Genomic DNA, 22630 nt, shown 5'->3' on the forward strand with positions numbered 1-22630 from the left:
CATGAGGCTGGGAGAAAACGTCTCTGTTCTGTTTCCGAACGTAGGCGTTTTCGGAGTGGGCTCTGTGTAGAGCCACTTACAACCAGCTTTTTTCCGCTACAGTATGCTACAGATAAGACACTGGCTTTTGGGTTTGGCATTGTGTGGAATGGGAATGCGCGCGCAGGCGCAGCACGCGGTATGGGCGGGCAAACTGGTGGAAGTATCCTCGCAGAAAGCATCGGGTAAAGAAGCATTTTCCCCCGAGAAGGTACTGGGCGAGCCTAATGCGCTGCCGCTGGGGCAGATTAGCAACAATGCCTGGATTCCCAAAAAGGAAGGGGCCAACGAATACATCGAAGTAAAATTTGGCAAGTCGTTGATAGCCAAACAGGTGACGGTGGTGGAGAACTTCAACCCCGGCTCCGTTACTAAAATTGAGCTGATTGATACCCGGGGCACCAAGCATCAGGTGTATGAAAACAAGAACCCCGGGCCGCTGCCGGATGCCTTCCGCACGCTTACCGTCACGTTTTCGCCGGGCACCTACCGCACCATTGGCGTGGGCGTTACCATGAATACCAAGGCCGTAAACGGGGTAAACCAGATTGATGCCATTGGCATTGCCGACGTGGCCGAGCTGATGGTGAAGTCAGAGTTCAAGCAGGCGCCCAGACCCGCTGGCGTAGACTCCACCATGGAAAACCTGGGGCCGAATGTTAACTCCAAATATGTAGATACCCACCCCGTTATATCGCCCGATGGCCGGACGCTGTTTTTTGCGCGCCAGGAGCACCCCCAGAACATCGGCGGTAGCAGCGACGTGCAGGATGTGTGGTACAGCACGCTGGCCCGCTCCACTACGGATAAAAAAGTGTGGAATCAGGCCAAAAACATGGGCGCTCCTATCAATACGCCTGGTCCCAATGGCCTGGCCTCCATCTCTACGGATGGCAACCTGGCCCTGCTCATTAATGTGTACAAGGACGATGGCACCCTGGACCCCAAAGGGGCCAGTTTCAGCCGCCGCACCAAAACCGGCTGGAGTAAGCCAGTGAAAGTGGAAATTGATGATTTCTACAACGACGACGACGAAAACGTAGATTACTACCTGGGACCCAACGGCAAAGTGCTGCTGATGGCCGTAGACCGGAAGGATGGCAAAGGCCAGCAGGATATCTATGTCAGCTTCCTGAAGCCCGATGGCCGTACCTGGAGCCGCCCCCTGAACCTGGGCGGCACCATCAACACCAAAAAGCCAGAGTTTGCGCCCTTCCTGGCCTCCGATGGTAAAACGCTGTACTTCGCCTCCGAGGGCCACCAGGGCTATGGCAAAGGCGACATCTTCTACAGCAAGCGCCTGGATAATTCCTGGACCAACTGGACGCAGCCCCGCAACATGGGCCCCAACGTGAATTCCCCGGACTTTGATGGCTATTTCACCCTTTCCGCAGCCGGCGACGAAGCTTATCTGGTGTCGTCCCGCAATGGCATCGATAACTCGCGCGACATCTTCCGCATTGGGCTGGTGCCGCAGTTTAAGCCGGAAGTAGTAACGCTGGTGCGCGGTCGGGTGCTGGATGCCTCCACGCAGAAACCCATTGATGCCGTTATTCACTACGAAAACCTGCTGACGGGCGAAGAGCTGGGCGTGGCCGAAACCAACCCGGCCGATGGCAGCTACACCATTGTACTGCCCTCGGGGGTGCACTATGGCTACCGCGCCGAGGCCAAGGACTATCTCTCCGAAAGTGACAACCTGGACGTTACGGACCGGCAGAAGTACTCGGAAATAACCCAGGATCTGTTCCTGGTGCCGTTTGCGGTGGGCCAGAAAATCAAACTGAACAACATCTTCTTTGCCCAGAGCAAGTACTACCTGCGCGAAAACTCTTACCCCGAGCTGCAACGCCTCATCAAGATTCTGAAGAACTACCCCAACGTAGAAATTAAGCTGGAGGGCCACACCGATAATCAGGGCGACCCGGCCCTGAACCTGAAGCTTTCCATTGACCGGGTGAATGAGGTGAAGAAGTACCTGGTATCCAAAGGCATCAGCGCCTCCCGCATTACCACCGAAGGTTACGGCGGCACCAAACCCATTGCCAGCAACGACGAGGAGGAAACCCGCAAGCTGAACCGCCGCGTAGAATTTACCGTGACGAAGAAATAGTAAATAGGTGTCATTGCGAGGACGCAGGACGAAGCAATCTGTCCTCTGAAATGTGGAAAGCCATAAGATGTGAAAAGCCCTTGACGTCCCACACGTCAAGGGCTTTCTGGTAAAGAAGCGTTTGGTGCTGCGGAGAGGACGGATTGCTTCGTGCCTCGCAATGACACGTGTGCCTTCTCGCAATGACAGCCTAACTCAGCCTTGTTTCGTCGCGGCCGGGTTTGGCGCTGCTGTTCTGGCCGCCGGGGTTGGCAATGGAGTCGCGCATATCGGTGTCGGCCTGCACGTTGCGCATTTTGTAGTAGTCCATCACGCCCAGGTTGCCGCTGCGGAAGGCCTCAGCAATGGCTTTGGGAATTTCGGCTTCGGCTTCTACCACGCGGGCTTTGGCTTCCTGGGTTTTGGCGCGGTTTTCCTGCTCAATGGCTACGGCCATGGCGCGGCGCTCTTCGGCTTTAGCTTCGGCCACTTTCAAATCGGCGGTGGCCTGGTCTATCTGCAGCTTGGCCCCAATGTTTTCTCCTATGTCGATATCAGCAATATCAATGGAGAGAATTTCAAAGGCAGTACCGGCATCGAGGCCTTTGCTGAGCACCAGCTTGGATATTTTATCCGGGTTTTCGAGCACTTCCTTGTGCGACTTGGAGGAGCCGATGCTGGTTACGATGCCCTCGCCCACGCGGGCCAGAATGGTTTCCTCGCCGGCGCCGCCCACCAGCTGAGTGATGTTGGCGCGCACCGTAATGCGGGCTTTGGCAATAAGCTGAATCCCATCCTGCGCCACGGCTGCCACGTTGGGCGTGTTAATCACCTTGGGGTTTACGCTGGTGGTCACGGCCTCAAATACGTCGCGGCCGGCAAGGTCAATGGCGGTGGCTTGCTTAAAGGTGAGGGGAATGTTGGCTTTATCGGCGGAAATCAGGGCCTTGATGACGCTGGGAATATTGCCGCCCGCCAGATAGTGGGTTTCCAGGTCGTTGGCCGTCAGCTCCAGGCCGGCTTTGGTGGAAGTGATAAGCGAGTTGACGATGAGGGACGGCGGCACCTTGCGCACCCGCATAAACGCCAGCTGAAACAGGCTCACCTTCACCCCCGAAAACAGCGCTGTAATCCAGAGGCTGATGGGGAAGAAGTAGAGAAAGACCAGCAGTACTATTGCGCCCACAATTAAGGGCAGGAAGGGAAGCTCCATCGGGTGTTTGTAGGGGTTAGGGACAACAGTTTGCGGGTAGCAACTAACAATTAAAAAATGAGATAAGTAAAATGCAGGCTTCGGGCGATGCTACAAGGCCGATAAGTTTAGCGGTCTGATAAAACTGCTATGCGCTCTTGCTGCTGGATTTAGTAATTACCTGACCCCATCCGGCGGGAAGCGCTCCGCCATTCGCCATCTGGAAGCGGCGCTAAAAATCAGGAAGATTCTGGAAACCTGGCAGCAGAAGTCTGATAGCCACTATGCTATACTTTCCACAATAATGCGGTTTTGTTCGATGCGTAATACCCGCACTTCGGAGCCGGCTGCCACAAACTCGCCCCGGGTGGTGACTTCGCGGCGGTTATCATCGAAGAGCACGGTACCGGCCGGACGCAGGGCAGAAAGTGCGCGGCCCGTGGTACCCGGTTGCACGTCGGGCAGGCGGGCGTCGCGCACGTGGCCGCTATTAATGTCATTTAGCGCTACCCGGGCGAGGTTTTTGGGCCGTAGCCCAACATACAATAGCAGCCCGGCCACCGCCGCCGATGATGCCAGCAGCACATGCCCGGTGCCGGTGCCCATGTCGCGGTAGGCAAACCAGATGCCGGCCGCCAGGAGCGCAAAGCCCAGCAAGCCAACCACCGTAGTACCGGGAATAAAGATGACTTCGGCCGCCAGAAAAACCAGACCAAACAACAGCAGGAGCGCAATAGTGAGCCAGTCCATGATGAAAAGGAAAATGCAGTAGGGGGAGGGAAGATACGCAGAAAGCTTCGGCAAGCGGCGGAAGGTGCTTATTTTACTTGTCGTCTGTGTTCTGTTTTGTTTCTCCGCCCTTTTTATGGCAACACCCGCTACCCGTATCAATGCCACGCCGGTGGCTCACCTGCGCGAGCTGCTGCACCGGGTGTCGGATTTGCAGGCTTCCGACATTGAAGCGCTACTGCGCTGCTGGCACAAGCCGGTGCAGCTGCGGCGCGGAGATTTTCTGATTCAGGAAGGCCAGACTGACCACTTCCTGTATTTCATTGACGAAGGCATTCTGCGCATCTTTCTGCCCACGGCGCACGAGGAAATATGCGTGGGCTTTGGCTATGCCAGTACGCTTATTTGCTCGTTCCCCTCCTTCGTGGAAGGCCGGCCTTCCGCCTACGGTATTCAGGCCCTGAAAGCCTGCCGCCTGCTTGCCATTTCCCGCACCCATTTGCTGGAACTGATTGAAACGCACCCCAACATTGGGCGCTTCTGGCGCACAGAAATGGAGCGGGCCGTGGTGGGGCGCATTGAGCGGGAAATAGACCTGCTGCTGCCCGAGCCCCAGCGCCGCCTGGACCGGCTGCGGGCGCGCAGTCCCCACCTGTTCCAGCTGGTGCCGCGCAAGTACATTGCCTCCTACCTGCGCATGACCCCGGAAACCCTTAGCCGGCTGCGCTAAATATTGATTTGCATCAAGGTTTTGAGCACTCAGAAGTAGGAAGTTTGAGCTGTCACTTATCACTCACTTTCATACCCGCCGCTATGAAACCCCAGGCCTTTCTGCAACAGCTTCAGGAGCAGGTGCAAGCCCAGCTCGCTATGCTTCACACAGAGTTTGAACCACTGGATATCCGCGCGCTGCAATTCAAGCCCACGCCGGCCAGCTGGAGCACGCTGGAGTGCCTGGAGCACCTGAACCGCTACGCTCGCTACTACCTCCCGGCCCTGCGCAAGGCGCTGGCCCAGCACCAGCCAGCCTTTAAAACGGAGGCGGAAGTAGGCTTTAGCTGGCTGGGCCGTAAGTCCTACGAAACGGTGCGGCCGGAAAACCGCAAGCTGCAGAAAACGCTCCGGCACATGAACCCCGCGCAAAGCAACCTGGACCGCAACGTGCTTACGGAGTTTCAGCAGCATCAGGAAGCCCTATTGCGCCTGCTGGCCCGGGCGGCCCAAACCAACCTCAATCGCAAAGCCATACCCATTGAGTTTTTTCACCTGCTGAAGCTGCGCCTGGGTGAGGCTTTTTTGTTCGTAATAGCCCACCAGGAACGCCACCTGCAGCAAGCTAAGCGTGCCCACCAGCAGTACCAGGCTCAACCCACCGACGAGCTGCGGCTGGTGGTATAACCACTGTGCAAAGCAACAAAAAGTCCCGCTGCACGGCGTACAGCGGGACTTTTTCAATAGCAAAATAGTGGCCCCAGAGGGCTTCGATTTACTGAATGAACGGCGAATTAATACGCCTTGGCGAAGTAAGCGCGGCGCTGGCTGGGCTTGCCGGTCAGAATGCAGATGCCTTCCTCGTCGGGCTCGTTCAGGGCCAGGCACCGGATGGTGGCTTTGGTTTCCTCTTTGATGCGCTCCTCGGTTTCAGAAGTGCCATCGTAGTGGGCCACCACGAAGCCGCCTTTGCCTTCCAGCACCTGCTTGAACTCCTCGTAGGTGTCTACGCGGGTGGTGAGCGTGTCGCGGAAAGCCAGGGCCTTGCGGTAGATGTTCTGCTGAATATCCTGCAGCAGCTGGTCGATGCTGGCCACAATGTCGGCCAGGGGCAGGTTCATTTTCTCCTTGGTGTCGCGGCGGGCAATTTCCACGGTGCCGGCGTCCAGGTCGCGCATGCCTACGGCCATGCGCACGGGTACGCCTTTCAGCTCCCACTCGGCAAACTTGAAGCCGGGACGCTCGGTGTCGCGGTCATCAATCTTCACGGAAATGCCGCGGGCAATCAGACCCATCTGAATAGGGCGGATGCGCTCCAGCAGCTCATCCAGCTGGCCGGTTTTGTAGATGGGCACAATAACTACCTGAATGGGAGCCAGCTTGGGCGGCAGCACCAGGCCTTCGTCATCAGAATGCGCCATTACCAGGGCCCCCATCAGGCGGGTGCTTACACCCCAGCTGGTGCCCCACACGTGCTCCAATTGGCCCTGCTTGTTGGCAAACTGCACGTCAAACGCCTTGGCAAAATTCTGCCCCAGGAAGTGCGAGGTGCCGGCTTGCAGCGCCTTGCCATCCTGCATCATGCCTTCAATGCAATACGTTTCCAGGGCGCCGGCAAACCGCTCGTTTTCGGTTTTTACGCCTTTGATAACGGGCAGCGCCAGGTGCTCTTCGGCAAACTCGGCGTACACATCCAGCATCTGGCGGGTTTCGGCCAGGGCTTCCTCGGCGGTGGCGTGGGCCGTGTGGCCCTCCTGCCACAGGAACTCGGCGGTGCGCAGAAACAGGCGGGTGCGCATTTCCCAGCGCACTACGTTGGCCCACTGGTTAATGAGCAGGGGCAGGTCGCGGTAGCTCTGGATCCAGCCTTTGTAGGTGCTCCAAATAATGGCCTCCGAGGTGGGGCGCACAATCAGCTCTTCTTCCAGCTTAGCGTTGGGATCTACGCGCAGCTTGCCGGGGTTGTCGGGGTCGGTTTGCAGGCGGTAGTGGGTTACTACGGCGCATTCTTTGGCAAAGCCTTCTGCATTTTTCTCCTCGGCTTCAAATAAGCTTTTGGGCACGAACAGCGGGAAGTAGGCATTCTGGTGGCCGGTGCGCTTGAACATATCGTCCAGGGTGCGCTGCATTTTTTCCCAGATGGCATAGCCGTAGGGCTTGATAACCATGCAGCCGCGCACGGCCGAATTCTCGGCCAGACCAGCGCGTTTCACCAATTCATTATACCACAGCGAATAATCTTCGCTCCGCTTCGGCAGGCTTTTGCTCATGATGGGACTATCTTTGGGTAGAGTAGGAATAGTTCCACAAACTGGTACAACATTTGTCAGTAGTTTGGGGCACCGTTTCGGGGCGAAATTACGTTATTAAACCGGAGCATACTGCCCTTGTCTAAAAGTGACAGGCAACCGTTTGCGGTTGTTGGTACTCTTTCCTTTAGTTGACTTCTTGTTGTTGCGCTGTCATGAAAAAATCCCTCACTACTTTCCTGTCCGCTCTGGCCCTGGTTGCACTGGGAAGCTGTGCGGGCCCGGCGGCTCTCACCACCGAGAGCGACGGGGTATATTATTCCTCCAAAGACCAAACCACCGCTGACCCCGCCCTGGCGGCCGTGCAGGCCAACCGGGACCTGGAAAACGCGCCTTCCGATCAGTCTTCGACGGCTACGCCGGAGTCCCGCGCTAACCAGGGGCAGCAGCGGGAGCAGTACAGTGATTCGTACTCCACTTACGATGACGACGAGTACACGTACATGGCCCGTATCCGGCGCTTTCATCAGCCCAGCTATTGGTCTTTTGCGCCGGGCTACTATGATTACGCCTACACCAGCTACGCCTACGACCCCTGGTTTTACAACGACTATGCCTATGGTAGCCGCTACGGCTACTACGACCCCTTCTATGACCCCTTCTTCTATGGTGGTGGCTCCTATGTGAACATCTCCATTGGCTGGGGCTGGCCTTATTCCCGTCGGCATTATGGGTACGGCTATGGCTATGGCGGCGGTGGCTATGACTGGGGCTACCGCAACGGGTACCGCAATGGCTACAACAACGGCTATTACAACAACCGCTACAACGACTGGGGCCGGGCCTCGCGGGATAACACCTACTACGGCCCGCGCCGCGACCGAAGCAACAACGTAGGCACTGGTAATTCCAGCCCCCGTGGGCGCGGCGTAATCACCGACCGCCGCGCTATTGATAGCCGGACCAACACCTCGGGCGGAACTTCCATTAGCGTGCCGGCTACGGAAGCGGGGCGCCCCGCTTCTACCTCGCCCGCCTCTGAGCGGCGCATTCCGGCCCGGGGCCGCATTGAGGAGCGCAACGCCGATGGCGGGATCCGGGGTAGCGTGAGCGACCCGGCTTCGCGGCCCGGCCGCATGCTGGAAAGCCAGCCGCAGGTGCCCGCTTCCAGTCCGGCCCGCGAGGTAGAGGAAACGCCTCGCCCGCAGCCCCGCCGCACGCGCAGCTTCCCGGCGGGTTCTGAGAGCCGGGAAGAGCGTCCTACCCGGCAGGCAGAGCAGCCCCGGCGGGAGCGTGTCCGGGAGTATACCCCGGAGCGCAGCGAGCAGCCTTCCCGCTCGTATGAGCGGTCCACTGAGCGCAATAATGCCCCCGCCAGCCGCCCCACGCCTTCCTCCGGTAACAATAACGGCTCGCGTGGCCGTGGCCGCATTAACTAAGTGCCGCCAAACCTTGTGCGCATTCGTTCTGCTTCCTCCCTTCTCCGTATGAAAACCCTTCCGTTCTGGCTTGGCCTGGCTTGTCTGGGCCTCGCCCTCCCTTCTGTTGCCCAAACCGATGCTGACGCGCTGCGCTATTCCTGGCAGCAGTTTGGCGGCACGGCCCGCACCCAGGCTATTGGTGGCGCTACCACCGCCGTGGGCGCCGATTTAGGCGTGCTGAGCACTAACCCGGCCGGGCTGGGGCTGTACCGGCAGTCGGAGTTCAGCTTTACGCCCGGGCTGGGCTTTTCCAATACTACTACCTCCGGCGTAGGCAGCCCGCTGGATAACAACCGCAGCAGCCTGCACATTGGCAGCGTGGGCGCGGTGTTTACCAACCGCCGGGCCGATAATGATAACACCTCGGACTGGCGCGGAAGCAGCTTTGCTATTGGCGCCACGCGCATCAACGATTTCAATTCCCGCTTTCATTACAAAGGGAATGTAAGTGATGGGCAAACTTTCTTCGAGTATTTGCGTGAATCGCCGGCTACGCAGGATGATCTGGACGCGGAATACGGGGTGAACGGGGACAACATTACCACGCTGGACGGACTGGGCTATGGCGCTTATCTAACCAACGTAGGGCAGGACAATACCGGCCGGGACTACGTGTACACCATCAACCGCTCGGAGCCGGTTAGCATTGATGAAACGATTTCCACCACGGGCTCGCAAACGCAGTACGACTTCGGCTACGGTGCCAGCTACCGGGACAAGGTGTATCTGGGCGCCAGCCTGGGCGTGGTGCGCACCCGGTATAATCTGCTGCGCGAATACAGTGAAGCGGAGGATGATGTGAACACTGCCTTCACCTCTTTGCTGCTGCGCGATGAGGTGAACACCACCGGTACCGGCCTTAATGTGCGGGCCGGGGTTATTTACCGGGCCAGCGACCAGCTGCGCCTCGGCGCTTCGGTGCAGACGCCCACCTTTAGTAGCCTCACCGAAACCTACAAAACCTCGCTCAGTACCAACTTCTCCGGCCTGCAGATTACCAATTCCGACGGCACCACCAGCACCATTAACGACGCCATGGCCGTAACGCGGCCCGGCGAGTCCAGCTACACGCTCACCTCGCCCTTCCGGGCCAATGTGGGTGGGGCGCTGGTAGTGGGTAAAAACGGTTTTGTTTCTGCGGATGTGGAGTACGTGAACTACGGCCGGGCCCGCCTGCACGCCGACAATGAGAATAACACCGATGACGAGGCTTACTTCGACGAGCAAAACCAGGCCGTAGCTGATAAATATAAATCGGCCGTAAACGTGCGCCTGGGCGGCGAGCTGCGGGCGGATATCTTCCGCTTCCGACTGGGCTACGCCCTCTACGGCGACCCATTCAAATCCAATGAGGTAGATCGCTCCCGCGCTTATTATACCGGCGGGGTAGGCCTGCGCCAGAAGAATACGTTCCTCGATTTGTCGGGGGTGTATACTACCGGTACTTCAAAGTACACGCCGTTTACCTTGGCGAACAACCAGCAGCCCCTGCTGAATATTGATGAGAACCGCTTTACCACGAGCTTCACGATTGGCAAGCTCTTTTAAACCGGCTGACCAGCAAACATAAAAAGAGCCGGCACCCTTAGGGTGCCGGCTCTTTTTATGTATTGATGCTGCTGTAGTTATTCTTTGTCAACTCTTACCTGCAGCGTAGCCCGGGGAAAAGCGGTGGTGTTAGTGACATCTTCCACATAAATAGCTCCGGTGCGCCCGGTGGCCGTCTGGAAAACCAGTACTTTCTCTTTCACCAGCGGGCCGGAGCGGGTGGGCGTAGCGCCGACCTTTGCACTATCATACAGCGCTACCAGATCAGTGGCCTTAGTAAGCGCGGTAAATTGTGCTTGCGTGAGGCTGGTCTGCCGGATAGTGGTAGCGTTGCGGGTGGGCCAGGTCGTTATATTCAGAAACGGGGCCGCCGCCGCTACAGTGGCATCCGTAGGGGAAGCCAGCTCTATTCCGCCGGCATTTGAAGGCAGGGCAATCAGATCCACCTGCTGCTGGGCGGCCGGGTTGGCGCGCACGGTAAAGCCCGGGAATACCAGGCCCTGTCGGGCATTGAGGGTACTACGGCTGCTGGTGCGGCGCGCGGCCTCCAGCAATACCTTGTAGGGGTGGTAGGGCTTCAGCGAGTCGGCATTGCGCACCGTGAGCAGGTAGGAGCGGGAAACAGCTTTGCCATCCGCATTGGTGAGGGTGTGTTTCCACCGCTCGTAGCCGGAGGTGGTGCGGGCGCCAAACGTGAGCTGATAGTTGAAGTTGGGGCTGCTGAAGGTGGTATCGAAATAAACCAGCTGCGGAAGCTGCTTCTCCTTGTTTTCCTCTTTGGGGGTGTAATCTACGGTAATGGTGTAGTGCTGCAGCAGTGGGTCGTCGGTATGGCGCAGGTCGCCGGTTACACGCGTGGTCAGCGTATCGCCGGGGGTGGTGAGCAGCCGGTCGTTGGAGGTGAAGCGCGAGGAGCCCACGAAATTAAAGCGCGGTTCGGAGCCGGGCTCCGAAGTGCAGGCCGCCAGGCCGCTCAGAACCAACAGGCCAATAATGGATAGACGAAGAGCCATAGAAAACAAAGGTGGGAAGAACGCGGCAAAGTCAGAATACACTAGTCAAGCAACCTTTACGGCCGCGCCCCGACTTTCCGCCGCCGGCGGGCCCATTCCCGGGTAGGCGCACTTCTTTCGCGGAGGGCGTGTTATCTTTAACGTCAGTATCCCCGCCGAAATTTTTCCACTCTATGCAATTTCGCACTCTCGGACTAGCCTTAGCGCTGGCCCTGTCCAGCCCCGCCTTGCTGCCCGGGCTTACCCCCACGGCTGTTGCCCAGCAGAAAAAGGACATCACCCTCGAAGACATCTGGCAAAAAGGAACATTCCAGGCCAAATCGGTGCCCGGCTTTAATTGGATGCGCGACGGCCGCTACTACTCCTCCCTGGATAAAGGCGACCTGGTGCAGCACGACGTAACCACCGGCCAGGCCGTGCAAACCCTGGTAGCCGGCAAAGACTTGCTAGCGCCCGGCAGCACGCAGCCGCTGGCCGTAGAAGGCTACGAGTTCAACGCCGATGAGCAGAAAATCCTCTTCTGGACCGACGAAGAGCCTATCTACCGCCGCAGCTCCCGCGCCCTGTACTACGTGTACGACCGCGCCGCCAAGAAGCTCACGCCCCTGAGCGCCGGCAACAAGCAGAGCTACGCCACTTTCTCGCCCGATGGCAGCAAAGTGGCCTTCGTGCGCGACAACAACCTGTTTGTGGTCGATCTGACCACCATGCAGGAAAAGGCCGTGACCACCGACGGGGTACGCAACAAGCTCATCAACGGCAGCACCGACTGGGTGTACGAGGAAGAGTTTGAGTTTGCGAAAGGCTTCTTCTGGTCCCCCGACAGCAAGCAGCTGGCTTTCTACACCTTCGATGAGTCGCAGGTGCCGGAGTACAACATGCAGGAGTGGGGCCCGCTCTATCCCAAAGACTACCGCTACAAATACCCCAAAGCCGGCGAGAAAAACTCCATCGTGAGTGTTTCTACGTTTGATGTAGCCGCCGCCAAAACCACGAAAATGGACGTGGGCCAGGAGCCGGACCAGTATATTCCGCGCATTCTCTGGACCGAAACGCCTAACCTGCTCAGCATCCGCCGCCTCAACCGCTTGCAGAACAAGCTGGAGATTCTGCACGCCAACGCCAGCACCGGCAAAACCGACGTAGTGCTGACCGATACCGACGCGGCCTACGTGGAAGTGAACGATGACCTGCGCTACCTGAAAGGCGGCAAGCAGTTCCTGTTCACCAGCGAAAAAGACGGCTACCGCCACCTGTATCTGTATGATATGAAGGGCAAGCTGGACCGCCAGCTGACCAAAGGCAACTGGGAAATTACCGAAATCAATGGCTTCGATGAGAAAAACGGCCTGGTGTATTTCACCAGTACCGAAGCCTCGCCCATGGAGCGCCACCTGTACCGCGTAAACCTGAAAGGCAAAGGCAAAACCCGCCTCAGCGAGGCCGGCCGCGGCGTAGATGCCGTGAACATGAGCCCCGATTGCCGCTACTACCTCAACTACCACTCCGAGGCCGGCGTGCCGCAGGTGGTTAGCCTGCGCACGGCCCAAACCGGCAAGCTGGTGAAAGTGCTGGAAGATAACGCCGCCCTGCGCCAGACGCTGGGCCAGTACAACTTGGGCAAGCTGGAGTTCATCAACTTCAAAAACTCCGAAGGCGTAGCCCTGAATGGCTGGATGATGAAGCCAACTAACTTCGATCCAAACAAGAAATACCCCGTGCTGATGTACGTGTACGGCGGCCCCGGCTCCCAGACGGTGAAGGACGACGCGGGTGGGGGCATTGCCTTCACCAACTACCTCTGGCACCAGCTGCTGGTGGAGAAAGGCTACATCGTGGTTTCCGTGGATGGTCGGGGTACCGGCGCCCGCGGGTCTGAATTCAAGAAATCTACCTACGCCAACCTGGGCAAGCTGGAAACGGTTGACCAGGGCGAAACGGCTAAATACCTGGGTACACTGCCCTACGTAGACAAAAGCCGCATCGGCATCTGGGGCTGGAGCTTCGGCGGCTACATGACGGCCCTGGCCCTGACCAAGGAAGCCGACCTGTTCCGCATGGGCGTGGCCGTGGCGCCCGTTACCAACTGGCGCTACTATGACACCGTGTACACCGAGCGTTTCCTGAAAACCCCGCAGGAAAACCCCGGCGGCTATGACGACAACTCGCCCGTGCAGTTTGCTGATAAGCTGAAGGGCAAGCTGCTGCTGGTACACGGCACCGGCGACGACAACGTGCACTTCCAGAACTCCGTGGCTTTCACGGATGCCATGATTAAGGCCAACAAAGACTACCAGACGCTGTACTACCCCAACCGCAACCACGGTATTTATGGGGGCAACACGCGCCTGCATCTCTACCGCCAGATGACCAACTTTATCCTGGAAAATCTGCCGCTCACCCCGGATGCTTCTTCGGGCGCAGCAAAATCAGTGAACTAAGCCAGAGCGCCTTCGTATGGGCTTGCCCAGGGCTTTGTAAAGCATGTATTGCTTGCAAAGTCCTGGGCAATCTTGTTTATTGCTAAATCCTTGAACCCGCTACGCCCGGTGCTATTTATGCTGATGCCCCTTCAACGTAGGTTGTGGAAGCCCTTTTCCTGCTTTTTTCTCCTGTTAATCAGTGCCTGTCAGCCCCAGCCGGCAGAGAAAACCCAGCCGACTGATTCACCGGCCGCTACTTCCGCCAATTCGCTGCCTGCTGATACCGCCACTCTTACGGCGGAGCCCACCGGCAACAAGCCCGTTACCTGGCACCGCCTGGCTCGCCGCACCAACCCCCATGCCCCGCTTTTAGTGTATAACCGGGTAGCCCGGCCCCCGGCCAGCGAGCTGGTAGCCAGCCCGCCACCTCGCGAAACCCGCCTCTTCGACCTTACCCGCAAAGCCAGCCAGTACTACCGCATCGACGCCACCCACCCCGCCGAAGTGCGCGGGCAGGAAGGCACCGTAGTGCGGATTCCGGCCGGCTGCTTTGTTGATGGGCAGCAGCGGGCAGTGGCCGGTCAGGTCTGGATTGAGTTGAAGGAATGCTATTCGCTGGTTGATATGCTGCTCTCGGATGTGGTGAGCGAAACCGCCGATGGGCAGCTGCTTACTACCGGCGGCGGCGTATTTATCCGGGCTTCGGCCCACGGCCAGCAGCTGGCGCTGGCTCCCAACCGCACTTACCAGGTAGAACTGCCCGTTTCGCGGCAGCAGACGGGCATGTCCCTCTTCCGGGGTGTGAGTGCCGGGCTGCAACCCGTGCGGTGGCAGGAAACCGCCCCCGCCGACCCGGCACCTGAACAGATTTATACTACCGCTGAGCAGCTGCCCACTTATGGCAAAAGCCCCACGGATATCAATAAGCTCATTCGCTACCCCAAAACCGCCTTGGCACGGGGCACCCAGGGAATGGTGTTTGCCTCCTTTGTGGTAGATGAAGCCGGCCGCGTCCGCTCCCCCCGAATTCTGCGGGGCATTGGCGATGGTTGCGACGAAGAAGTGCTGCGGGTACTACGTCAAACCTCCGGCCACTGGACGCCCGGGCAGCAGGACGGCCGCTTTGTGAAGGTGAAAATGGTGGTACCCATCCGCTTTAACCCCAGGAAGGCATGCTCACCACTTCTGAGGTAGCCACTGCCCCGGCCGATACGGTAGAAGAGGCAGAGGAAAGTGGACTGACCTCAGCCGAGCACTACGTGTTCCGGACCAAGAACCTGGGGTGGCTGCTCTGCGCCCGTGCATACACCGCCCCGGCTTCAGCGCAGGAACTGGCCGTGCGACTGGATGCAGACCCCAATACCAGCGTGCGCCTGGTGCTTGCCGATGGCCGCACCGTGTTATCAGCGACCCCCAATGAAACGGGTAGCTATGTTTTCCGCCACGCGCCTGCCCAGCCCCAAGGTACATTGGTAGCAGTACGCTACTTCAATCAAACGCCCTACCTGGCCCTGCGGCCGATGGATGCAGCCGCTGACACCAGCCAGCTGCAGTTCAGGGAAACCACCCTGGCCCAGTTGGAAACCGCCTTGCGGCGGCTGGAGTAAACCCGGCTAGCTTAGCTTAAGCGTAATGCTCTGGGGCTCGGTGAAAAAGCGCAGCGCTTCCAGCCCGCCTTCCCGGCCCACGCCGGAGTTTTTCATGCCGCCGAAGGGCGTGCGCAAATCCCGGTGCAGCCAGGTATTAATCCAGACAATACCGCTGTGCAGGGCATGAGCCACGCGGTGGGCCCGGTTCAGGTCGCGCGTCCAGATGGTGGCGGCCAGGCCGTAATCGGTGCCATTGGCCCAGATTATGGCTTCTTCTTCGGTATCGAAGGGGGTGAGGGTGACCACGGGCCCGAAGATTTCCTCTTTGTTTACCCGGCAGTCGGGCGTGAGGCCTTCAAACACGGTGGGCTCCAGGAAAAACCCGCCGGCGCAGCGGCCTTCCAGGTGCACGCGCTTGCCGCCAGCCAGCAGTGTGCCACCTTCCTCGTGGGCCAGCTCAATGTAGCTGAGTACTTTCTGCAGATGCGCTTCGCTAACCAGCGCGCCCTGCCGGCTGCCGGCCTCCATAGGGTCGCCTACCGTTAAACCCGCTACGCGCTCCAGAAAGGCGGCTTTAAAAGGCTCGTAGATGCTGCGCTCAATGAAAATGCGCGAGCCGCAGAGGCATATCTGGCCCTGGTTGGCAAAGGAACTGCGAATGCTGATGTTTACCGCTTCGGTCAGGTCGCAGTCGGCGAAGATGAGGTTGGGGTTTTTGCCGCCCAGCTCCAGGGAGAGTTTCTTGAACATGGGAGCCGCCGTGCGGGCAATATGCTCGCCGGTTTTAGTGCCGCCCGTGAAGCTGATGGCTTTAATACCGGGATGCTCAATAATGGCCTGCCCCGTGCCCGGCCCGGCCCCGTGCACAATATTCAGTACCCCCGCCGGCAGGCCTGCCTCTATGCACAGCTCACTCAAAAGAAACGCCGTGTGCGGGGTAATTTCTGAGGGCTTGGCCACTACGCAGCACCCTACGGCCAGCGCCGGGGCTATTTTCCAGGTAAACAGGTACAGTGGCAGGTTCCAGGGAGAGATGCAGCCCACCACGCCCAGCGGGTGCCGCACGGTGTAGTTCAGGGCCACACCTTCCTGAAAGTGCGTTTCCGAAGCGAAATGCTGCGCGGCCGTCCCGAAAAAGGCGAAGTTGCTGGCTGCCCGCGGAATATCCACAGTGCGGGCCAGAGTCACGGGCTTGCCGTTGTCTTTGCTTTCGGCCTGGGCCAGCGGCTCCAGGTCGCGCTCAATCAGCTCGGAAATACGCACCAGCAAACGGCCCCGCTCCTCGGCGGGCAGGGCGCGCCAGGCGGGCAGCGCGGCCTCCGCGGCCGCTACAGCCGCGGCTACATCCTGGGTATTGGAGTCGGGCAGCAGGGAGTACACCTGGCCGGTGGCGGGCTCAATGTTGTCGAGGTAGCGGCCGGCCGCGGGCGGCACCAGCTGGCCGTTGATGTAGTTTTGAAGCTTGAGCATGAATGGGGTGAGGATGGGGGCAGCAAGGTAAAGCTAGCTGATTTGAATAGCTACTTTTGCAAACCGGGCCTGCGGCTGAAAAGCCGCACTTCCCGCTCCCCATCCACTCTCCTGAATGAAATACTGGCTTCGCCTTGCCCTGGTCACCGGCTTTTATGTGCTGCTGTTCGTGTTGTTCACCTGGCCATTGGCCACGCAGCTCACCACGGCTTTCCCCACCCGGCCCGGTACCGGCGGCGACTCTCTGCTCTACATCTGGAACTTCTGGAATTTCCGGGAAGCGGTAGCCAGCGGCCACAATCCATTTTATACCGATTGGCTACTGTACCCCGAGGGCTCGTCGTTGTGGATGCATGCCTACATGCCCTTGCTGGGCCTGCTGAACGTGCTGCTGCAAAACGAGATGCTCACCATAAATCTGGGGCTGCTGATAAGCTATGCGCTATCAGGCACGGGTGCCTACCTGCTGTGCCGCCGCTGGGTGCGCAACCCGGTGCTGTGCCTGCTGGCCGGGGTGGTTTTTGCCTACTCCCCCTACAAGCTGATGCGCCTGCCGGAGCATTATAACTTGGTCCTGACGGCTACCGTGCCCTTTTTCGTCATGGCTTTTCTGGATGCATTTGCTTTTGAAACGGGCCGCTTTCTGCCACAGGTACGCAGCCGCCGGGCCATAATTTGGTGCCTGGGACTGGGCCTGCTCACGCTTCTCAGCGACCACTACGTGACGTTTGGACTGCTGTATTTCTGCCTGGCCTACGCCCTTTGGTTTTGGCTACGGCTGGGCCAGCTTAACTGGCGCCGGTGGCAGACCTGGCTGGGCCTGGCAGCGGTGCTCCTGGTGAGTCATATCCTAATCAAACAGCTGCGCAACCTGGGCGTGCCCGATTACGGCGGCCCCTGGTGGGGTGGCGATGCCATGAGCTACCTGCTACCGGCGCCCAACAGCCGCTTTCTGAATTTCGGGTGGGCACAGCGGCTGTTCCAGAACGGGAATGTGTATAACATGCCGGGCTCCGTAGAAATAGTGGTGTTTCTGGGCTATGCCCTGCTAGCGTTGGGGCTGCTGGTAGCGCTTTGGCCCAACCGGCTAGCCTCCCGTCGCCACCTGGATGCGGCGGGCCGGCCACTGGCCTGGGTGCTGCTGTTTTTTGTGCTGTTAACGCTGCCCACGCTGCGTGTTTACGGTAAGAATCATCTAAACCTGCCTACTGCACTACTGCATTTCATTCCTTTCATTAACAATATCCGGGTGCCCACGCGCTGGGTCATGATGGTGAGCCTCCTGCTGCCAGTGGTATCGTTCAGTGCTTTGGAGGCCATCTGGCAGAACCGGCTGCCACCCCGGTGGCAAACCGCGCTAAGTGGACTGCTGCTGGGCCTGGTACTGCTGGAATATTGGCCTAAGCCGGTGCATCTTACTACTGCCCGGGATATTCCGGCCGTGTATGCAGAAGTAGCCCGGCTGCCCGGCACCACTTTGTTTCCGGTACCCTTTGGGCTGCTGGATGGCAACCGGCAGATAGGCGTAGTGCAGACCGAGCAGTTCTTTTATCAGACGCAGCACCACAAAAAGCTGCCAATCGGGTATTTCTCCCGGGTTAGCCCTGAAGTATTCGCCAGGTTTCAGCAGGATACCGTGCTAAGGCGGCTGCTGGCCGTACAAACCCACCCCGATACCATACCGCCAGCAGTTCCTACATCTGCGCAGGTGCAGGCCTTTCTGCGCAAGTATCAGCCGGCCGCTTTCGTGGTGCACCCCGACTACCAGAACCAGCCCGTGCACCATTATCTGCGCCAGATATTGCTGCCGCTTGGCTACGTAGAGCGGCAAATAGATGGCTACAGCCTGCTGTGGCGTCCGTCTTTAGCTTTTAAATAGACTCTACCGGTATTGACTACAAAACAAGCCCGCCGCCCAGAGCAAATTCCGGGCGACGGGCTTGCTGAGGTGCCTATGTATCTGCCCAAGAAAGACGCTTTTTGACCTTCCGTGCAAAACTACCTCTGCCACTCTCGTCTAGCGCTTGGTAGCTAGTGGCGTGGCCATGGGTAGGGGCGAGGTCAGCAGATAGTTGTTGTAGATGAGCTGGCTCGAATCCGGTGTTTGCCGCCACACGGCCACGCCGGTGGGCCGCAACTCAAACTCGTCTACCACATAGCGGCGGCCCTGGGTCCAGATGCGCACGCGCTGGCCGGGCTGCGTCACGTGAATGTGGGCGGTGACGCGCACCCAGTCGCCCAGCACGTTGGTACTGAATTTGGTTTCTATGGCGCTGCTGTCCAGCACGGTACCGGCGGCGTTGGTCAGGCTCCAGTGCAGGGCCGGCAGCTTTTCCGTGCGCAGATACACCCATAGGGAGGCTTCATACCAGCCCGGCTGCGGAATATTCTGGTGGAAGTACAGCTCAGGCGCCCGGCGTACCGGCTGGGCACCCGGCCCCACCAGCGGTGAAATATTCGGCTGAAAATCCGGGTCCTTTTTAGGCTTGTCGAAGCCGTTGTGCCACACCAGTGGCGTGGCTGCACTGGCCCAATAAGTGGGGAAGCGGTGCAGCTTAGGGAGTTGTTTCCGGAAGGATGCCTGCAACGCGGGGCGGGCTTCCAGCTGGCTCAGCGGCAGTTCCGCCAGCCACACGGCCGAGTCGCGGTAGAACACCCGGGCCCGGGCCAGCAAGGCGGTTTCCGCCGAATCAAGCGGTGTTTTAGTATCTACTATCAGCAGAAGCGGCTTTTGGTTGGGCAGGCGGCGCAGCACTACCTTGTCAATGGCCGGGTGGCTAAGCAGCTGCCCCAGCTCCTGGGCCTGGTAAAGGGCGGTGCGGGAAAGCTGGTGGGTGGCCATAGGCAGCTCGGTTTCCAGCGAAGCACGCATGCCCTGGTACATACTATGCGCCACCCGGTGGCCCTCGGTAGGCAACGACATAACTTCGCTGCCCATCAGGAAATACGGAAGCGGAATAATGGCCTGAAAATCGGAGGGCTGGTGGCCGGCCTGCACCAGACGGTTTCGGAAGTGGTCGGGCGCTGATTGGGCGGCGGGCATCTGGCGGTTGGGGCCGCGCTGCAGCTGCTGAATAAGCTGGCCTTTGTGGCCGGCATTCAGCATACCTTCCGCAAACCAGAACAGCAGCCCTAGCGCCAGCACGCTGCCGGCCATTTTGCCGGGCCTGTGCCACCGCAGCCAGCGGTAAGCCTGGTACAGCGTGTAGGCCAGATACACGGAGTAGAAGTAGTAGAAAATCCAGGCAAAGCGCCCAATGGAGCGGAACTGCCGAATTGGGCCCAGATAGTTCAGCAAGCCTTCCAGACCCCAGCGGAACGGCCAGCCCATTGAAAACAGCAGAATAAGCGTGGCCGCCCACAAACTTACGCGCAGCATGGGCGGCAAGGCAGGGCGGCGCAGGCGGCGCCACTGCTTGCGCCGTACCCGGCGCAACACCCGCGCCAGGGTAAGCACGGCTATGGTAGTGCCCACCAGGCCCACGTAAGCCAACCCTTCCCAGCTAGGATCTGGCGTGTGAAAGATGCTTTGCCACCAGGTGCGCGTGGGTAGCTCTACCGGGAAGAACACGCTCCAGAACGAGGAGCTGTAGGCAAAGAAGCCGTAAGGCAGGCTGGTGCGGTCGGCGGCGTACGGGTCCGTGAGGCGCAGCACCCCCTGAAAAATGACCATCGGGAGCAGGGCGGCCGTCAACACCGGCCACCAGAACCGCCAGAACGAGCTGCTACCCACCGGGCGCTGCCACCAGGCCACGGCGCTGTATACCAACAGCAACAGCGCCCCAATGATGATATAATACGGATGCAGGCCGCCAAAAAGCAGCATAGTAGCTCCGTACAGCAGGTACCAAAGGCGGTTGCCGGTTTCCTGGGCACGCACCAGTAAATACCACAGCAGCGGCACGGCGCAGCTGTAGGAAAGGGCATAGTGGCCCAGCAGTCGCTCCAGCTGCGGCGCCAGCAGCACCATGCATACCGTAACGGTGGCCGCATACCAGTCGGGGAGGGGCAGGCGGCGGAGCAGGCCCAGCAGCGGCAGCGCGCTTAGCAGCTGCGCCAGCAGCATGGCGCTGTTGAATACGGTAACTACTTCCAGCGGCAGACCGGCCTGCCGCAGGCTGCGCAGCACCAGTGAAAACAACGGCTGGTTATCAGTATAAACCACATGCTCCCCGAAGGGATAATTCATGCCGGTAAACCAGAGGCCGGCATTATGCTGCACGTACCACAGGGCCGTGTAGTAGTTTTTAAACCCGTCTTCGGAATTACCAAACAGGTAGTTGCCGGGGTGCCAGAGTACCGGCCCAAACAGTAAGGCGCCCAGCAGTATGATTACCAGCAACACCGCCCACGGCGTAAACCAATAGCGGCGCAGCCCCGGAGTTGAAGGCGTTATGTTCACGTAAGTCGACTCAGGAGAAGTTTCAGAAAGCTGCCCCCCTCCGTGAGCAGTACTTGCGGGCTCATGCGCGAAAACACAATGCCGGGCTTCAGCTGAACCGGAACGGGCTGCACCCGCAGCCGGGCGGCCGGGCGGGAGGCGAGAAAAATAAATTCCAGATCGAACAGATACCGGTCGATGGTGGTAGCCAGAAATACTTCGCGCCCGCGCTGGTTAAATCCTTTCAGGCCGCATTGGGTATCAGATACCGCCAGGCCCAGCAGATAGCGGGTACTGTGGCGTAGCAGCTTGGAAATGATAATGCGCCCGCGGGGTACCTGCTCATAATACTGGGTATTGCGGGCGCCTACGGCCACATCGGCCCCGGCCAGCAGCGCCTCTAGTACGGCGGCCACGCTGGTTTCCTCATAGGGAAAGTCGATGTCCGTGAACAGACAGAGTTGGTGCTGCGCCTGCTGCACGCCGTAGCGCAAAGCGTAGCCTTTGCCCCGGTTCTGTGGGTAAGTAAGGTAGCGGGAGCCGGGTAGCAATCTTGCCAGCAGGTCTACATCGGCCGCCGAGACGCCCCGCGCCGAGCCATCATTCACAACAATGACGTGCAGCTGCACCTGAGGAATTAACTCCGTTGCCCGTGCCACGCGCTGGGCCAGATTGGTTACCCAACCAGCGGGTGGGTTATAACACGGCAGAACTAAGTCAACGGAAACAGCCATTTAAGCAGATGGATGCGGATTGTGCGGATTATAGGGTGCCGGCGCGGGCATATCGGTTTCGTCAATGATGTACAGGGGCCGCTGGCGGGTATTGGCTCCCAGCCGGGCAATATATTCCCCAATCACGCCAATACACATCAGCTGCACACCGCCCAAAAACAGCACGCTCACAATAGTGGAGGGCCAGCCGGCGCCGTAGTTCTTCAGGAAGAAGCGGGCGTAAATGGCATACAGCATCACCAAAAAGGCTATGCCCGAAACTACAAAGCCGCTGATGGAAGCCACGCGCAAAGGCAAATCGGAGAAGGAGGTAATGCCGTCCAGGGCCAGGCGGATGAGCTTGCCGTAGGTATAGCCCGGCGTGCCGCCGCCGCGCTCGGCCCGGTCGAACTCCAGAAACGTCTGGCGGTAGCCAATCCAGGAAATCTGGCCGCGAATGAACTTGTTCTGCTCCGGCATGCGCTTCAGCGCCTCCACTACCTTGCGGGACACAATGCGGAAGTCGCCGGTGTCCAGGGGGATATTGACGGAGGTAATGCGGGCCAGCAAGCGGTAGAATACTTTGGCCGTGAAGAGCTTAATGGCACTTTCGCCCTGGCGGGAGCGGCGCTTGGCGTACACCACTTCGTAGCCCTCGCGCAGCTTGGCGTATAAATCCGGTATCAGTTCGGGTGGGTCCTGCAGGTCGCCATCCATTACCACTACCGCGGCTCCGCGGGAGAGGTCCAGCCCGGCCGTAATGGCAATCTGGTGGCCGAAGTTGCGGCTGAAAGTGATGAAATGCACGCGCGGGTCGCGGGCGGCCAATTCCCGGATAATGGTCAGGGAGCGGTCGGCGGAGCCATCATTCACCAGAATCACCTCGGCTTGCAGCGGCTGCGCGTCGAGCATGGCGCTCAGACGGGCGTACAGCGCCGGCAGGTTCATTTCCTCGTTGTAGATGGGGATGATAATGGATAAATCCACAGTGGGGCGGGAA

The 22630-nt window shown here is 59.2% G+C and carries 17 protein-coding genes; 9 read left to right on the forward strand and 8 right to left on the reverse strand.

All coding sequences use genetic code 11. The annotated features are described in order from the left end of the window. Positions 1 to 154 precede the first annotated feature (154 nt). Positions 155 to 2152, forward strand: a complete 1998-nt coding sequence (locus tag PK28_RS02540) for an OmpA family protein (protein WP_048825475.1) — start codon at positions 155 to 157, stop codon at positions 2150 to 2152. A 190-nt stretch (positions 2153 to 2342) separates the two neighbouring features. Here PK28_RS02540 and floA read toward each other — a convergent pair whose 3' ends face one another. Both floA and PK28_RS02550 read right to left on the reverse strand, forming a co-directional pair. After that, positions 2343 to 3344 (reverse strand): flotillin-like protein FloA, encoded by a 1002-nt coding sequence (gene floA, locus PK28_RS02545; RefSeq protein WP_044511087.1) that lies wholly within the window; start codon positions 3342 to 3344, stop codon positions 2343 to 2345. 261 nt (positions 3345 to 3605) lie between these two features. Continuing rightward, positions 3606 to 4073 carry an NfeD family protein gene (locus PK28_RS02550; RefSeq protein ID WP_044511090.1) on the reverse strand — a complete coding sequence of 156 codons (468 nt, stop codon included), beginning with the start codon at positions 4071 to 4073 and terminating at the stop codon, positions 3606 to 3608. Between the two features lie 115 nt (positions 4074 to 4188). Here PK28_RS02550 and PK28_RS02555 point away from each other — a divergent pair, with 115 nt between their 5' ends. Further along, entirely contained in the window at positions 4189 to 4782 is a 594-nt protein-coding gene (locus PK28_RS02555) for a Crp/Fnr family transcriptional regulator (protein WP_048825477.1), read from the forward strand. A gap of 83 nt (positions 4783 to 4865) precedes the next feature. Beyond that, a complete protein-coding gene (locus PK28_RS02560) occupies positions 4866 to 5450 on the forward strand; it encodes a DinB family protein (protein ID WP_044511093.1) in 585 nt (194 codons plus the stop codon). A gap of 107 nt (positions 5451 to 5557) precedes the next feature. Here the strand turns inward: PK28_RS02560 and proS are convergent, their stop codons facing one another. Further along, positions 5558 to 7033 (reverse strand): proline--tRNA ligase, encoded by a 1476-nt coding sequence (gene proS / locus PK28_RS02565; RefSeq protein ID WP_044511095.1) that lies wholly within the window; start codon positions 7031 to 7033, stop codon positions 5558 to 5560. 194 nt (positions 7034 to 7227) lie between these two features. Here proS and PK28_RS02570 point away from each other — a divergent pair, with 194 nt between their 5' ends. After that, positions 7228 to 8451 (forward strand): hypothetical protein, encoded by a 1224-nt coding sequence (locus tag PK28_RS02570; protein ID WP_044511096.1) that lies wholly within the window; start codon positions 7228 to 7230, stop codon positions 8449 to 8451. Positions 8452 to 8499: 48 nt separating this feature from the next. Then, positions 8500 to 10041: an OmpP1/FadL family transporter gene (locus PK28_RS02575; RefSeq protein WP_044511098.1), complete on the forward strand. Its 1542-nt coding sequence runs from the start codon at positions 8500 to 8502 to the stop codon at positions 10039 to 10041. Positions 10042 to 10118: 77 nt separating this feature from the next. On the opposite strand, the gene PK28_RS02580 is transcribed toward PK28_RS02575, so the two are convergent. Beyond that, complete coding sequence (locus PK28_RS02580; RefSeq protein ID WP_044511100.1) at positions 10119 to 11054, reverse strand: hypothetical protein; 936 nt, start codon at positions 11052 to 11054, stop codon at positions 10119 to 10121. Positions 11055 to 11227: 173 nt separating this feature from the next. On the opposite strand from PK28_RS02580, the gene PK28_RS02585 reads away from it, so the two are divergent. The 3 genes from PK28_RS02585 to PK28_RS02595 all read left to right on the forward strand — a co-directional run bounded on the left by PK28_RS02585 (position 11228) and on the right by PK28_RS02595 (position 15084). Next, on the forward strand, positions 11228 to 13495 hold the full coding sequence (locus PK28_RS02585) for a S9 family peptidase (protein WP_071885038.1): 2268 nt from the start codon (positions 11228 to 11230) through the stop codon (positions 13493 to 13495). Positions 13496 to 13618: 123 nt separating this feature from the next. Continuing rightward, complete coding sequence (locus tag PK28_RS19495) at positions 13619 to 14671, forward strand: energy transducer TonB (RefSeq protein ID WP_197070458.1); 1053 nt, start codon at positions 13619 to 13621, stop codon at positions 14669 to 14671. After that, positions 14650 to 15084, forward strand: coding sequence for a hypothetical protein (locus PK28_RS02595; RefSeq protein WP_044511102.1), 435 nt, complete (start codon positions 14650 to 14652; stop codon positions 15082 to 15084). The genes PK28_RS19495 and PK28_RS02595 overlap by 22 nt, the downstream gene beginning before the upstream one ends. Positions 15085 to 15090: 6 nt before the next feature. Here the strand turns inward: PK28_RS02595 and PK28_RS02600 are convergent, their stop codons facing one another. Further along, on the reverse strand, positions 15091 to 16536 hold the full coding sequence (locus PK28_RS02600) for an aldehyde dehydrogenase (protein WP_044511105.1): 1446 nt from the start codon (positions 16534 to 16536) through the stop codon (positions 15091 to 15093). Positions 16537 to 16651: 115 nt separating this feature from the next. Here PK28_RS02600 and PK28_RS02605 point away from each other — a divergent pair, with 115 nt between their 5' ends. After that, the gene (locus PK28_RS02605) at positions 16652 to 18415 is read left to right on the forward strand and encodes a DUF6311 domain-containing protein (protein ID WP_044511106.1); all 1764 of its coding nucleotides are present in this window, start codon (positions 16652 to 16654) and stop codon (positions 18413 to 18415) included. A 138-nt stretch (positions 18416 to 18553) separates the two neighbouring features. Here PK28_RS02605 and PK28_RS02610 read toward each other — a convergent pair whose 3' ends face one another. Genes PK28_RS02610 through PK28_RS02620 form a run of 3 tightly spaced genes read right to left on the reverse strand, consistent with a single transcriptional unit; the run spans position 18554 to position 22617 of the window. Continuing rightward, positions 18554 to 20938, reverse strand: coding sequence for a DUF6311 domain-containing protein (locus tag PK28_RS02610; RefSeq protein WP_044511108.1), 2385 nt, complete (start codon positions 20936 to 20938; stop codon positions 18554 to 18556). Next, the gene (locus tag PK28_RS02615) at positions 20935 to 21651 is read right to left on the reverse strand and encodes a glycosyltransferase (RefSeq protein WP_044511110.1); all 717 of its coding nucleotides are present in this window, start codon (positions 21649 to 21651) and stop codon (positions 20935 to 20937) included. Before PK28_RS02615 ends, PK28_RS02610 begins: the two co-directional genes overlap by 4 nt. Continuing rightward, positions 21652 to 22617, reverse strand: a complete 966-nt coding sequence (locus tag PK28_RS02620) for a glycosyltransferase family 2 protein (RefSeq protein ID WP_044511112.1) — start codon at positions 22615 to 22617, stop codon at positions 21652 to 21654. Positions 22618 to 22630: the final 13 nt, after the last annotated feature.

Origin of the sequence: Hymenobacter sp. DG25B (assembly GCF_000801315.1) — a bacterium.
Lineage (GTDB): Bacteria > Bacteroidota > Bacteroidia > Cytophagales > Hymenobacteraceae > Hymenobacter.

Excerpts from the sequence above, each read along its gene's own strand:
- PK28_RS02540 (WP_048825475.1), top strand. The coding sequence starts at position 155 with ATGCGCGCGCAGGCGCAGCACGCGGTATGGGCGGGCAAACTGGTGGAA.
- floA (WP_044511087.1), bottom strand. The coding sequence starts at position 3,344 with ATGGAGCTTCCCTTCCTGCCCTTAATTGTGGGCGCAATAGTACTGCTG.
- PK28_RS02550 (WP_044511090.1), bottom strand. The coding sequence starts at position 4,073 with ATGGACTGGCTCACTATTGCGCTCCTGCTGTTGTTTGGTCTGGTTTTT.
- PK28_RS02555 (WP_048825477.1), top strand. The coding sequence starts at position 4,189 with ATGGCAACACCCGCTACCCGTATCAATGCCACGCCGGTGGCTCACCTG.
- PK28_RS02560 (WP_044511093.1), top strand. The coding sequence starts at position 4,866 with ATGAAACCCCAGGCCTTTCTGCAACAGCTTCAGGAGCAGGTGCAAGCC.
- proS (WP_044511095.1), bottom strand. The coding sequence starts at position 7,033 with ATGAGCAAAAGCCTGCCGAAGCGGAGCGAAGATTATTCGCTGTGGTAT.
- PK28_RS02570 (WP_044511096.1), top strand. The coding sequence starts at position 7,228 with ATGAAAAAATCCCTCACTACTTTCCTGTCCGCTCTGGCCCTGGTTGCA.
- PK28_RS02575 (WP_044511098.1), top strand. The coding sequence starts at position 8,500 with ATGAAAACCCTTCCGTTCTGGCTTGGCCTGGCTTGTCTGGGCCTCGCC.
- PK28_RS02580 (WP_044511100.1), bottom strand. The coding sequence starts at position 11,054 with ATGGCTCTTCGTCTATCCATTATTGGCCTGTTGGTTCTGAGCGGCCTG.
- PK28_RS02585 (WP_071885038.1), top strand. The coding sequence starts at position 11,228 with ATGCAATTTCGCACTCTCGGACTAGCCTTAGCGCTGGCCCTGTCCAGC.
- PK28_RS19495 (WP_197070458.1), top strand. The coding sequence starts at position 13,619 with ATGCCCCTTCAACGTAGGTTGTGGAAGCCCTTTTCCTGCTTTTTTCTC.
- PK28_RS02595 (WP_044511102.1), top strand. The coding sequence starts at position 14,650 with ATGCTCACCACTTCTGAGGTAGCCACTGCCCCGGCCGATACGGTAGAA.
- PK28_RS02600 (WP_044511105.1), bottom strand. The coding sequence starts at position 16,536 with ATGCTCAAGCTTCAAAACTACATCAACGGCCAGCTGGTGCCGCCCGCG.
- PK28_RS02605 (WP_044511106.1), top strand. The coding sequence starts at position 16,652 with ATGAAATACTGGCTTCGCCTTGCCCTGGTCACCGGCTTTTATGTGCTG.
- PK28_RS02615 (WP_044511110.1), bottom strand. The coding sequence starts at position 21,651 with ATGGCTGTTTCCGTTGACTTAGTTCTGCCGTGTTATAACCCACCCGCT.